This window comes from bacterium, from assembly GCA_030697795.1.
Lineage (GTDB): Bacteria > Patescibacteriota > Minisyncoccia > JACQLN01 > JACQLN01 > JACQLN01.
This window is the reverse complement of sequence record JAUYOV010000016.1, coordinates 1-12433: the sequence shown is the minus strand read 5'-3', so window position 1 is coordinate 12433 and position 12433 is coordinate 1. Positions and strand designations below refer to the sequence as shown.

General features: G+C 38.6%; 13 protein-coding genes and 1 tRNA gene. 8 read left to right on the top strand and 6 right to left on the bottom strand.

The window, feature by feature from the left end; translation table 11 throughout:
* Positions 1-3: 3 nt before the first annotated feature.
* The 7 genes from Q8Q95_04260 to Q8Q95_04230 all read left to right on the top strand — a co-directional run bounded on the left by Q8Q95_04260 (position 4) and on the right by Q8Q95_04230 (position 5035).
* Positions 4-780, top strand: coding sequence for a sugar phosphate isomerase/epimerase (locus Q8Q95_04260; GenBank protein MDP3764802.1), 777 nt, complete (start codon positions 4-6; stop codon positions 778-780).
* 70 nt (positions 781-850) lie between these two features.
* Positions 851-1900 carry a peptide chain release factor 2 gene (gene prfB / locus Q8Q95_04255; GenBank protein MDP3764801.1) on the top strand — a complete coding sequence of 350 codons (1050 nt, stop codon included), beginning with the start codon at positions 851-853 and terminating at the stop codon, positions 1898-1900.
* A 107-nt stretch (positions 1901-2007) separates the two neighbouring features.
* On the top strand, positions 2008-2688 hold the full coding sequence (gene ftsE / locus Q8Q95_04250) for a cell division ATP-binding protein FtsE (protein ID MDP3764800.1): 681 nt from the start codon (positions 2008-2010) through the stop codon (positions 2686-2688).
* A 41-nt stretch (positions 2689-2729) separates the two neighbouring features.
* Positions 2730-3650: a permease-like cell division protein FtsX gene (locus Q8Q95_04245; protein ID MDP3764799.1), complete on the top strand. Its 921-nt coding sequence runs from the start codon at positions 2730-2732 to the stop codon at positions 3648-3650.
* A 190-nt stretch (positions 3651-3840) separates the two neighbouring features.
* Positions 3841-4329, top strand: a complete 489-nt coding sequence (locus tag Q8Q95_04240) for a hypothetical protein (GenBank protein MDP3764798.1) — start codon at positions 3841-3843, stop codon at positions 4327-4329.
* Between the two features lie 249 nt (positions 4330-4578).
* Positions 4579-4797, top strand: coding sequence for a hypothetical protein (locus Q8Q95_04235; GenBank protein MDP3764797.1), 219 nt, complete (start codon positions 4579-4581; stop codon positions 4795-4797).
* Positions 4760-5035, top strand: a complete 276-nt coding sequence (locus Q8Q95_04230) for a type II toxin-antitoxin system RelE/ParE family toxin (protein MDP3764796.1) — start codon at positions 4760-4762, stop codon at positions 5033-5035. The genes Q8Q95_04235 and Q8Q95_04230 overlap by 38 nt, the downstream gene beginning before the upstream one ends.
* 45 nt (positions 5036-5080) lie before the next feature.
* On the opposite strand, the gene Q8Q95_04225 is transcribed toward Q8Q95_04230, so the two are convergent.
* The 6 genes from Q8Q95_04225 to Q8Q95_04200 all read right to left on the bottom strand — a co-directional run bounded on the left by Q8Q95_04225 (position 5081) and on the right by Q8Q95_04200 (position 10762).
* Complete coding sequence (locus tag Q8Q95_04225) at positions 5081-5776, bottom strand: FAD-dependent oxidoreductase (protein ID MDP3764795.1); 696 nt, start codon at positions 5774-5776, stop codon at positions 5081-5083.
* A 98-nt stretch (positions 5777-5874) separates the two neighbouring features.
* Positions 5875-7950, bottom strand: a complete 2076-nt coding sequence (locus tag Q8Q95_04220) for a hypothetical protein (protein MDP3764794.1) — start codon at positions 7948-7950, stop codon at positions 5875-5877.
* A gap of 5 nt (positions 7951-7955) precedes the next feature.
* Entirely contained in the window at positions 7956-8222 is a 267-nt protein-coding gene (locus Q8Q95_04215; GenBank protein MDP3764793.1) for a hypothetical protein, read from the bottom strand.
* 118 nt (positions 8223-8340) lie between these two features.
* Complete coding sequence (locus Q8Q95_04210) at positions 8341-9909, bottom strand: hypothetical protein (GenBank protein ID MDP3764792.1); 1569 nt, start codon at positions 9907-9909, stop codon at positions 8341-8343.
* Positions 9902-10429, bottom strand: a complete 528-nt coding sequence (locus Q8Q95_04205; GenBank protein MDP3764791.1) for a hypothetical protein — start codon at positions 10427-10429, stop codon at positions 9902-9904. Before Q8Q95_04205 ends, Q8Q95_04210 begins: the two co-directional genes overlap by 8 nt.
* A 48-nt stretch (positions 10430-10477) precedes the next feature.
* Positions 10478-10762: a hypothetical protein gene (locus Q8Q95_04200; protein ID MDP3764790.1), complete on the bottom strand. Its 285-nt coding sequence runs from the start codon at positions 10760-10762 to the stop codon at positions 10478-10480.
* Positions 10763-11211: 449 nt separating this feature from the next.
* On the opposite strand from Q8Q95_04200, the gene Q8Q95_04195 reads away from it, so the two are divergent.
* Positions 11212-11287: transfer RNA gene (locus tag Q8Q95_04195), tRNA-Gln, on the top strand.
* The last annotated feature ends 1146 nt before the right edge of the window (positions 11288-12433 follow it).

Genomic DNA, 12433 nt, shown 5'->3' with positions numbered 1-12433 from the left:
TCTATGAAACTATTAATATCCAGCTACACTTTCGAACCCTTTCCTTTGGAAGAGGTATTTTTATTTGCCCATAATATTAAGGCGGATGGCATAGAATTAGTAATAACTCCGCAGGCTGTAAAGTTAGGTTTTGAGGCCATAAAAAAACTTTCAGAAAAATACCAAGTGCCTGTAGTTAATGTCCACCAACCACCTTGGTATGTTCTTTTTACTGGTAAAAAACAGTTGGATAAAATGATAGCTATCGCCAAAGATTTTAATGCCGAGAATTTGGTGGTGCATTTGGCCACAGTCAGACGAAGTTTTAATAGTAAATTTTTTGATTGGGTAAAACAAAGGGAAGCGGAAAGCAAAATAAATATAGCTTTTGAAAATGCCGCTCCGCGAAGCTTAGAAGATTGGCCAAGTTATTGTGGTCAACCAGAAAAGCTGGAGAGTTTTATAAAATCAAGAAATATAAACCTGACGCTGGATGTAGCTAAATCTTTTTTAAAAGGTTTTGATCCATATCAGTTTTTTCAAAGAAACCATAACAATATAAAGGTGATTCATGCCCACGGGTTCGATCACCAGGGTGATTTTCATAAGAGTTTTTTAGAAGACACATTTGATTGGGCTGGTTTTGCCTCTTTTATAAAAAAGTTTAATTATACTGGAGCCGTGACTATGGAAATTTTTCCATTGGGCCGCCTATTTTATTTTAAACTGCCAGCTAAGGCAGATTTAGACAGAGCCAAAGATATAGTAGAAGAGAATTTTAGGATGTTGAAGAGAGTATAATTTGTTATACTTATTCTAATGATTCTTGATTTTAAAAATAGATTGGTCGAATTAAAAAATAAGCTCCAGCATTTGTTGGACTGTCTTTGACCTTGTTCATAAAAAATCAAGAGCCAAAGAGTTAGAAAAAGAAACTGTAGTAGAAAATTTTTGGCAAGAAAGGGTAAGAGCCCAAAGAATTAGCCGGGAACTGGCCGATATAAAAGATGTTATAGAAAAATGGCATAATTATGAAAGCGATTTTAAGCATTTAAATGAGGTTGTTAGCTTGTTGGAGAGTGTGGGGGAAGGCGACTCTCTAAACAAGGAATTTGAAAGATCTTTACAAAAACTAGAAGAAAGAATAGAGAAAGAAAAATTTTTAATTTATCTTTCGGGTGAATACGACAAAAATAACGCCATACTAAGCATATATTCTGGCGCAGGTGGAACCGATGCTCAAGAGTGGGTGGAAATGCTTTTAAAAATGTATCTTAAATATTGCGAAAAAACTGGTTTTAAAGCGCAGGTGGTGGCGGTAACTTCTGGCCAAGAAGCCGGTTTAAAAAATGCTATAATAGAAATACGTGGCCAATATGCTTACGGCTATTTAAGGCGCGAAAGCGGAGTGCATCGCTTAGTAAGAATTTCGCCATTTTCAGCGCAGGGTTTAAGGCATACTTCGTTTGCGTTAATTGAAGTAATGCCAGAAATAGAAGACGTTGGCAATATAGAAATTAAACCTCAAGATGTTAGAGTAGATACTTATAAAGCCGGTGGCCCCGGCGGGCAATATGTTAACAAAACAGAATCGGCTATAAGAATAACGCATCTGCCTACGGGGCTAGTTTCAACTTCGCAAGCCGAACGTTCGCAAGCCTCTAATAAAGATAAAGCGATGAAATTGCTTTATGCGAAAATTCAGCAAAGATTAGACGAAGAGCATAAAAAAACAGTAGATGAACTTAAGGGCGAGAACGTAAAAATAGAATGGGGGCACCAGATACGTTCCTATGTTTTAAATCCCTATAAAATGGTTAAAGATCACCGCACGGGGTTTGAAACTACACAAGCGGAAAAAGTTTTAGCTGGAGAATTGGAGGGGTTTATAGAAGCGGAGTTAAAAATATCTAATGACTAATATCAAATTTCTAATCAATTACGAAGGCCTAATGACTAATTTTAAAATTTGAAATTAGATATTGATTAGATATTAGTAATTAGATATTAGACATTTATCGATAAAGCATGATTCATTTTAAAAACGTTTCCAAAATTTATCCGCCGCATATGGTGGCTTTGGAAAATATAAATTTAATAATAAAAGCCAAAGAATTTGTTTCGTTAGTAGGCTCGTCTGGCGCGGGCAAATCAACACTTTTAAGAATGTTAATAGGCGAGGAAGCGCCCAGTATGGGCGAAATAATTGTGGGGGACGTATCTATAAATTCTCTAAGCCATAAGGAAATGCCTTATTTAAGAAGAAAAATAGGTACGGTTTTTCAGGATTATAAATTACTGCCTACAAAAACAGCTTATGAAAATATTGCTTTTGCCATGGAGGTGGCGGGTAAAGACGACGAAGAAATTAAAGAAGATGTGCCACAGGTCTTGGGTTTAGTTGGCTTAGAAGATAAGGCTAACCATTTTCCTTACCAGCTTTCTGGCGGTGAAAGGCAACGCGTGGCCATTGGACGCGCTTTAGTGCACAGGCCCGATATTTTGGTAGCCGATGAACCCACGGGCAACTTGGACCCTGTTAATACTTGGGAAGTTGTTAATCTTTTGCTTAAATTAAACGAATTGGGGGCTACGGTTATTTTGGCTACGCACGATAATAGCATTGTTAATAATTTGGAACGCCGAGTGGTGTTAATGGAAAAAGGCAGAGTGGTTAAAGATGATCTTAAGGGCAAGTATCTTATCTAAAAAACTAATTTCTAATATCTAATTTCTAATTTCTAAAAATAATGAAAGAAAAAATATTAACGGCTTTAAATAGAGTTACTAGATCAGGCCTTAATTCTTTTTGGCGCAATAAATGGGTTTCTACCGCTACTATTAGCGTTATGGTTATTACCCTAAGTTTAATAACCAGCTTGTTTTTGCTTTCGGTGGTGGCAGGCAGTATTCTGACCGATTTAGAACAAAAAGTTGATATTTCTGTTTACTTTAAATTAAGCACAACCGAAAGCGAGGTTTTAAAAGTTAAAGCCGAACTAGAAAAAATCTCCGATGTAAAAAGCGTGGAATATGTTTCTCGGGCCGAGGCTTTAGCCAAATTTGAAACCGAACACGAGAATAATCCCTTAATTATTAAATCTTTGGAAGAACTAGGCGATAATCCTTTAGAGGCTTCGCTCAACATCAAGGCTAAACTTATAGATAACTATGAATCTATCGCTTCGTTTTTAGAAAGCACCAGGTTTTCGGGTATGGTGGATACAGTTAATTACAGGCAAAACCAAAAAGTTATAGAAAAACTTTCCAGTATTTTGGGTACAGTTAGAAGTTCGGGTTTTATAGCTATTGTGGTGCTGGGTTTTATAGCGGTCTTGGTTACATTTAATACTATTCGCTTAAAAATTTATTCTATGCGCGAAGAGATTGGCGTGATGCGCTTAGTGGGCGCGTCTAATTGGTATATCCGCGGGCCGTTTATTATAGAGGGTATTTTACACGGATTAGTTGCTTCCTTGGTAACTACCATAATTTTTTACCCAATTTTGGTTTTTGTTTCACCAAAAATTTCGGCTTTTCTTTCAGGTATAGATATTGCTGGGTATTTTAGAAATAATTTTTGGCAGATATTTTTGCTTCAAACTTTAGTAGGAGTATTTCTAGGCGTCATCTCTAGCTTGATTGCCATGAGGCGATACCTTAAGATTTAATTTATTTCTAAGGAAACATCGCCCCTCACAGACGATATGGAGCCTCTTTATTTATATTAAAATAGTCTTCCTGCCTACGGCAGGTAAACTCCATACTTGCCCGCCTATGGCGGGATACTGTTCGGAGCGGTGTTTCCTTAATAGTTAGTAGTCGCTATAGTTCTTTAACTTACTTGGCGGGGAGGCCAGTATGAACGCTTTGGGTGTCGGCAGGATGGCTAGTTTAGGCGGTTTGCTAAGAGATGCTGGGAAAATATCTTTGATTTTTTTCTTTCTTCTTTTATCGATTGCCTTGGTCTGTGGAGCTTTCTTTTTATTTGTTAGTGATAAGCCAGAGGTTAAGGTAGGTCAAGGATTTCTTGTCAAAGAATACCAAGAACTATCAACTATGTCGGGTAATCTTTTTGGGCTCAAAGTTAGCATACGAATGCATAAGCAAAAAATGATTTCTTTAGAATCGAATAGAAGAAGCGTACCAAAATCTTTGTGGACGAAAAAAGAAATCAGTGATTGGTATGAAGCCAGAGAAAGCTATTTTAGGCTGATGTCCGATTATCATAGAATGGCGCTAGAGTATAATTTGTGGCATGAAGCTCTGGGGTATCGCTTTATGTATAACAAGAATTTGCCAGATAGGTTGGCAAAAGCTCTCCCTCAACGCTATGTTCCGTTGGAGTAAATCGCCCCCCCGAGAAAGCGAACGCTTTCTCGGGGGGTTTTAATTAAACTCCGCAAAACCACGAAGTCCGACTTCGTGGTTTTCTAATAAGCTAACCCCTAGTGGCTAAAAGCTACCCCTAGTATCCCGCGAATTCTTCAAAGCGGATGCTGTCTTCGTTAACAACGGCTTCAATGAGATTCAATAAAACACTTAGTAGTATTCCACATTATTTGCTAGTTGCTCTGTCTTTTGTTACAGTATTGGCGTATGTCAATCACAACTATACTTAAAAAACTTTCGGAGAAGGAAGATTTAATAGTAGTTCCTCGGGGAGAATACGAGGTCTTTTTGAAGTTTAAGAAGATTAAAACTTTCACACCTACACCAGCCCACAAAAGAGCGTTGGCTCGATCTATTAAAAACTTAAAAGAAGGTAAAACTCTATCATTTGAAGAATTCACTAGGAAGTTGGGAATTAAGGATTGATCCGGCTGTCCTTAAATTTATTAACAAACTTCCCCAGAAAGATGTTAGACGAATTCGGGCAGTGGTCTATTCGTTACCTCTCAATCCTTATTACGGCGATTTAGAAAAGATGGAAGGTTACGACAATGTGTGGAGGAGACGTGTTGGTTCTTACAGAATTTTTTATCGTTTGGTAACGAAAGATAAAATTATTTCAATTTTCAATTTGGAAAGGCGATCTTCTAAAACTTACAGTTAAAGGGTGAATGTTCGTAAGACTGGATTTTGCTCATTTATACATAGATTAATACCCAGCGAATTCTTCGAATTTTATATTATCTTCCTTAACACCAATTTCTATTAAAAGCTGGGTGGTGCCTGCCACCAGGCCGGGCGGGCCGGCGACATAATAAAACGGCGCGGCTAGGTTTTTAATATGCTGTTTTAAAAATTTCTCGTCTATATGACCATCTTCTTTGGTCCAGCGCGTTACAAAATTAAAATTATTGTTGTAGGCTTGCCATTCTTCTAGGTCGTCCACAAAAGCAGCGTCTTCGGGCGTGCGGTTAGAATATATTAAAATTATTTTTTGTTCGGAATTGTTTTCGGTGGCATCTTTTACAATGCTTCTAAAAGGCGTAATGCCAATACCGCCGGTTAATATAACAACAGGTACGGATTTATCACTGTGTAACTTAAACGAGCCCAGAGGACCATCTATGTGCACCAAACTGCCAATTGCTAGCTCGGACAAACTCTTTTTCATGGCGCTATCGGTTAAACGGCTCGCTATCATTAGGTAACTATCCAGTGGAGAAGAGGCGATAGAAAAAGCGCGGACATTGCCTTTATCGTCTTTATATTTTGGATTTTCTATAGAAATATCTATAAACTGGCCGGGCTTAAAATTAAAATCTTGATCGCCATATTCAAAAACAAAAGACATAGTTTCTTTGGCGACAGTTTTTTTCTCTTTTAAGGCGAAGGTATAGTGAGGCACGATATAAAATAAAAAATCAAATATTAAATATTAAATATAATTATATCACGAAAGCAAAAAACACCCCGATTGATATCCGGGGCATTTTTTACGCTTATTTATCTAAATATATCTAGTATCGGGCTTAAGATAAAACCGAGTGGTTGGGTTGGAGCTAAAGCACCGGGTGGCGGGCTAAATGAGCCACTTCCCGGGGGAGGAGAAAAACCTCCGCCACTGCTTGGGACAAACCCACCGCCTGATTCAAAACCGCCAGTCGGCTGGGGCTGAAATGATCCTCCTCCAGATGGCGCTGGCCCAGGTGAACCTCCACCCTGACCGGGCAGGCCTTGAAAAGCTCCACCGGATTGCTGTTCAAACTGTCGGTTAAACTCTTGCTGGAATTGCTGTTGGTTTTGTTGCTGAACTTGGTTTTGGAATTCTCCTTGAATCTGTTTATTAATTTCTCCCTTAATCCCGCTAGGTTGCGCTTGGGGAAAATTATTCCCGCCTTGATTTTGCTGCTGGTTAAAATTTTTAAAGTCTTCGGGGGATGGTGGATGGAAACCTTCTGGAAGATTACCTCCGTCAAAATCAAAACCTTCTCCGCCCTCAAAATCTCCTTCCTCAAAATTAGGACCACCGGGGAAACCACCACCGCCTTGGCCAGGAAACCCGCCCTCAACACCACGTCCTTGGCCTGGGAATGAACCGGGTCCACCAGGGAAGCTGCCACCACGTTTTTGAAATTGTTGTCTGATTTGCTGTTCAATCTGTTGAGGATCCAAGTTTTCATCAATATCAAAGCCTGCCGGCAGGCCTCCGCCTCTGGGCATAAAACCTTGTGGTCCAAACTTGCCACTAGAGGGACCAAATTTTAATTGTTCTTCAAATTTGCCCGGATCAAACCCTGCCGGACCAAACTCTTCTATCTGTTTTCGGAATTGCTGTTCTATTTCTTCGCGATCAAATCCGCCCCCGAAATCGCCAAATTCTTCAAACTCTCCAGGGTTGGATCTTATTTTATCTCCATATTCTCTAAATTTAGTAAATTGATCTAACTGTTCACGAGCTTCTTCTTTGGAAAAAAAACCTTTCTCCACGGCAAAGTTCAAACATTCATCGGTATGAGTAGAGTCGGAACAATAATCCATACACTCTTCTTCGCCACGGCAACCGCCCGGCCCGCCGCTTTGTTCCACTTCGCGTTGCAATTTAAGCCCGCGTTCCATATTTTTAATTTCCGCTTGCGGGACTAAACCTTCTTTTTTAGCAAATTCAAAACATTCTTCTTGATTAGCAGGGTCGCTACAAAAATCTTGGCAGGCTCGGCCGCGGCAACCACCCGGCCCAGCTATATTTATAAACTTTTTGGCGCGTTCAATTTCTTCGCGGGGCATCAAGCCTTCTTTTTCGGCAAAATCCAAACAAGCTTCGGCGTTATCTTCATCCTCACAGTGTTTTTGGCATTCTATACCTCGGCAACCACCCGGCCCTTCTTGATTTATTAATTTTCTAGCGCGCTGGATTTCTGCTTTAGGCATTAGATCGTGCTCTTCGGCAAAAACCAAACATTCTTCACCATGTTTCGGGTCATCACAATACTGGCGGCATTCACGCTCGCCTTTGCATCCACCCGGCCCTTTACCGGCAATGCCTCTAATCTTTGAGGCTTCTTCTTGGCTCATAAAGCCGGCTTTAACGCCAAAATCTAAACACTCTTCCAAATGGCCGGTATCTTCGCAGTATTCGCGGCAATCGCTTTCACTTTGACACCCGCCCGGTCCCTCTAGGCTACCGATTCTTTCTTTAATCTGCCGTATTTTTTTAACTTCAGCTGCGGGAATTAAACCTGCGCCAGCCGCAAATTCAAAACATTCATCTTGGTGACTTACATCTTCACAATATTCTTGGCACTCTATGCCTCGGCAACCGCCCGGCCCAGTTTTACCTACAACTTTTCTGGCCACTTTAAGTTCGGACGGTTTCATCAAGCCATTCTTTTCGGCAAAATCCAAACAGTCTCCGCCATTAGCGGAGTCATCGCAGTAAGTTTTGCATTCTGCCATCGAACCGCAATTGCCCAGCTCGGCTACGGGGAAACTTACATTAAAAGGATTTTGAGCCGAAGCATCAGAAATCAAAAAAACTGAAAAAATTGCTAAAGAGAATATAGCTATCTTAATTGTTCGCATATATTTTATTGGGCGAATGGATTAATTTTTACATTTTCCAGCGGGTTTGTTTGAACTCCCTTTAGAGGATTAGACTCGGTATTGCTGAATGGGTTGGCAGCTTCCGCAGCGACCTTTTCTGCGGCTTCTGCCACCGCTTCGGCTTTGTTTTTAGTATCCGCGGCGGCACTGCCACCGGCTCGCGTCCAGCCAACATAGTAGCCGATAACGACACCGACTAATAATAAAACAATACCCCCGATAGTCATTTTTGAGTTTGTTTGTTCTTCCATTTTTATTTAAACAATAGGCTTTGGTTTAAACACACCAAAACTTGTTGCAATTAAGATGCTTATAATAACTTAATTTTAGCAGTATAGGCGATTATAGATAGATCACTTATCCACATATCTATTTTTGATTTGACGGAGAAATTTTAAATACCGCTTCAACGCTATTTTCAAAAACCAAGGGAAAAGTTTTATCTTTTAGCCAATAGAAATATGTTTTAGGATTACGAGATTTTTTAAGCACCACATACGAAGCTTTAAAATCGTTTACCAAAACCGAAGGCGTGGTTTCTATTTCTTCCTCTTTACAGCGAATTAAACCACAGGTGTTGGTGTAGCCCGCATCGGCCAATATAAAGTGATTCTTCCAGTAGAGTGTTGGGCTAAAAGCATATTGGAAAATAGGATCCATACCGTTTATATAATAATTTTGGGGGTTCCAATACATTAAACTACCAAATTGATCCCAACTGGTATTAAAAACTATCTCGCCCGGTTTAGCGTTTTCTTTTAACCAGAGTGAAGATTCTTTAAGATCGTTGGGCGACCAAGCATCGTTGTTATATTTTTTAAACAAGGGCACAGAATTTAAACTCAAAATGCCTATGCTTATTATCAAAACCGAAACAACAGTATTTTTATGCTTTGTGTTTGATATTTTATTTAAGTAAAGAGTTAAAGCCATGGAAGATGTTATTAAAGTAAAACCCGTAAAGATGTCGTAACTGCGGCGGGCGACAAATAGAGTTATTAGTAAAAAGAAAGCAGAAACAGTTAAGGCCGATACAAAGATATTTTTATAATTACCAATTTCGCTTGCGCGATATTTTTTAATGGCAATTTTATATAAAACAATCCCAATTAGGCCAATTAAAATAACTGGCAATATATTTTTTATAATAGAATCAAAATTTGGAGTTTTTAATTCTCGGCCAAATGTTAATGGAATATTTTGAGTTTTAACGAATATAATCTGTATCACTTGAATATAAACGAGTTTTAAGCCAGCTAACGGGTTTGGGCGGGCGATTAAGCCTGCAACTAGGCCTAGAGCTAGATAGAGTAGGCTACGCCATCTGATAGGCTCACGGCGGAATTTTGATACTAGGCTAGCGATAATAACAACGGCTAAAGGTAGCCAGCTTAAAGCTGAATGTAAAAATGCGGCGGTAAATCCCAGTAAGATCAGTGGCCATTTTTTACTCGAAGTCAAAAATAGTGAAAAAGTTACTATGGTCAAAGCAAAAGATAAATTATGAGGCCGTGTCATTATTAAACGATACATAACATCGGGTGTGGCGAGCACAAAAACTAACGCCCATAAAATAGGCCATTTTATTTTTAACCTGTTTAAGGCAAAATAAAATCCGATTAGCGTAAGAAAAGTAATAAACGCGCCGGCTAGTTTTATGCTTATTCCAGCGTTTTTAATGTAGGTGAATGGAATTAAGAAAAGATGAAAGCCATACCAGATATCGGATTTTAAATCTTTAATTATAGAAAACTGCGCCCACGGAAATTCGCTATAAAATACTCCACGTTCGGCATACACCTTGGCGTGTGCCATGTGGTAAAAAGCATCGGGGTCGGCGATGTTCGGGGTAGAGAATTGCAATACCAACGAAACCAAAGCTAAAACAAAAACAACCCCGAGCCCCATTAATATTTTTTTGGTTTTTGATTCAGTCATTTTGATATTCCAACATTTTCATAACTTTTTTTGTCATTTCAAGTAAAATATCCACTTCGTTATTCATTCTAGTTGATTCATTTTTATCAATATTACGAAGATTTCCTTTCTCAAAATCATATCGTACATCAATCAAGTCTTGGATAACAATATTATTTCCAGTAGTCATTGCTATTAAATACTCTTTAAAACCGGAATCTTTCTTTGTGCGGATATTTTTTATGCCAATATTTCCAAGTTCATCTTTTGATAATTTTTTCGATAGCTTATCCAGATTGTGTGACTTGATTTCTTTTATTAGTTCTGATTTTTCTGTCTGTTTGCTGGTAAGTAATAGATAAGATTTTAAGATAAGCTCAAAATTGAAAGAGAAAAGAATGTAACAAGATCTAGAAAAAGCAGGGTCAGTGGCTCCTCGATGAATATGAATAAGGCACTGATCTAAAAAATGAAGACCGGAACTGGCTCGAAAAATTGCTCGCTTTGCTAAAATTTCTTTTTCAGTTTTATTTGGATTCACGATATATTTATAAACCCTTAAGAACCCCTTGCTAAATGGGTAGATTAACTAATTAAGCTGTTTTACGCCAAAAACTAAAAGCCCAATAATACCCAGTACAATAAAAATATAGATTGGGTATAAGAAAAGTTTTTTTAGAAATGAAACACTTTTTTCAAATCTTAGTTGTCCAATCGTATCTGCTAATCCTTTATCTAGTTCTTTGTCTGTCCATTCACTAAGATTCCAATCGTCGTCAATCGGATTACCCCATCTAGTCTGAAGTTCAGTCATCTTTTTAATATAAAGCTGTTCTTTTTCTTTTCTATCTAATTTATTTATTTTTTCATTCATCTGATTTTTGCTTAATAATTTCTGCACTGAAGGACGGTCCTTCAGTTTGGTATATCACTTTAGATCATTAATGCTTACTTAAATACCAAAACATTAATATCGTTATGATGATCATTACCCACTGAATTCTTGCGCGCCATCTATAAAATTTTTGCCAGTCTTCTCTATTCATGGATTCATTTCTATAATCATTATATTGACTCATTCCAAAAAAGGACACTGCTTAAAATCTATCGAAGTTCCACTTCAATAGATTTAGTCTTTTCAAATTCTTTTAAAAGTGATAATTCTTTATTTTTCCACCTTCCGCACAGCCCCATTTTATGAGGCTTGCATAATTTACAGGAGTGGTGTTTCTTTTTGAGCCTTTTTCTCATATATTAATTACTATTCTAATAGCTTAAAACACCCTTTCGTAAATAGCAATTTTATGTTAATTTCTACATTATTGCGGGATCGTCTAATTAGGTAGGACACATGCCTCTGGAGCATGGTATCTTGGTTCGAGTCCAAGTCCCGCAGCCAAGTTTCAGAATTCGTTTTTTCGCCAAAATTCGGAGCGTCGCAAAGCGACGCGACGGGGGTTTCCGCCAGAATCCGCCAAGGGTTTTTGAAATCCAAAAGGAGCGAGCGGGACGCGAGGCGGGGGTTCGAGCCAATCTTTTTAAGAAAATCTCTTTTGGCTTCGAGATTTTCTTCGGAAGCGATAATTATGGCTTGGTTACTGTCTAAAATGAATTGTTTAGAAAGTTCGAGCCAGCGATTGCCTTTTCGTTCAAAATCTTTCAATTTCTCTGAAAAATCAATCTTTTGGTTGAGGAGCTTTTGCTTTTTGGCGGTATACTCCTCGCTCGTAATTGTGCTGTCTAAATGAGCGTCAAGAAGCCTATCTAGCGTCTCCTCAACACTTTTGATTTGATTTTTCAGATTTTGAATGAAAAGGGCGTCAGAGTGGAAACTGCTCGCTTGCTCCTTGTCCAGTTCAGCGAGCATGAATTCTTTCCACTCGGACGGCAAAGAAACTTTTTTGATAATGTCATTTACTTGTTCGGCGAGGAATTCTTCGCGGATATATTTTTGTGTGCAGACACCTTTCTTTTTGGTGCAACGATAATATGTGTGACCTTTTTGCACTTCGCTTGTGATACCACAGCCACATTCTTCACACAAAAATATTCCGCGGAAAATATGTTTGTTAATTCCTCGCTTCATCGGATGAGCATTCCTCGCCGATACTTCCGCGCATTTATCAAAAAGTTTCTTTGAAATCGCTGGCTCGTGCTTTCCTTGGTAAAGTTCTTTGTTAAATAAAAACATTCCATAGTAAAAAGGATTTTTCAATATCATCTGCGTGTTTGAAACAGTAAGAACTTTACCATTTTTAGACACCAAGCCCTTTTGGGCGAGCAAATTCCTTGTATCTTTCAGAGAATAATTTCCGGTAGCGTAGACTTCGAACATTTTTCTGACGAGGCGAAACCTTTCCACATCGGGAATAATTTTCTTGTTTAACTTGTCATTCAAATATCCCGTCGGAGCTTGACCACTTTGTTCGCCTCGTCTTACTTTTTGTCGAAGTCCACGCTTCACATTCTCTGAAAGATTATCAACATAGTATTTGCTCTGCCCAAAAGCAATATTTAACATAAACTTACCTTGCGGTGTAGCGTC

What these genes read in the sequence shown, in the direction of transcription:
- Q8Q95_04235 (MDP3764797.1), top strand. Translation starts at nt 4,579, where the DNA reads ATGTCAATCACAACTATACTTAAAAAACTTTCGGAGAAGGAAGATTTA.
- ftsE (MDP3764800.1), top strand. Translation starts at nt 2,008, where the DNA reads ATGATTCATTTTAAAAACGTTTCCAAAATTTATCCGCCGCATATGGTG.
- Q8Q95_04215 (MDP3764793.1), bottom strand. Translation starts at nt 8,222, where the DNA reads ATGGAAGAACAAACAAACTCAAAAATGACTATCGGGGGTATTGTTTTA.
- Q8Q95_04210 (MDP3764792.1), bottom strand. Translation starts at nt 9,909, where the DNA reads ATGACTGAATCAAAAACCAAAAAAATATTAATGGGGCTCGGGGTTGTT.
- Q8Q95_04240 (MDP3764798.1), top strand. Translation starts at nt 3,841, where the DNA reads ATGAACGCTTTGGGTGTCGGCAGGATGGCTAGTTTAGGCGGTTTGCTA.
- Q8Q95_04200 (MDP3764790.1), bottom strand. Translation starts at nt 10,762, where the DNA reads ATGAATGAAAAAATAAATAAATTAGATAGAAAAGAAAAAGAACAGCTT.
- Q8Q95_04260 (MDP3764802.1), top strand. Translation starts at nt 4, where the DNA reads ATGAAACTATTAATATCCAGCTACACTTTCGAACCCTTTCCTTTGGAA.
- Q8Q95_04220 (MDP3764794.1), bottom strand. Translation starts at nt 7,950, where the DNA reads ATGCGAACAATTAAGATAGCTATATTCTCTTTAGCAATTTTTTCAGTT.
- Q8Q95_04245 (MDP3764799.1), top strand. Translation starts at nt 2,730, where the DNA reads ATGAAAGAAAAAATATTAACGGCTTTAAATAGAGTTACTAGATCAGGC.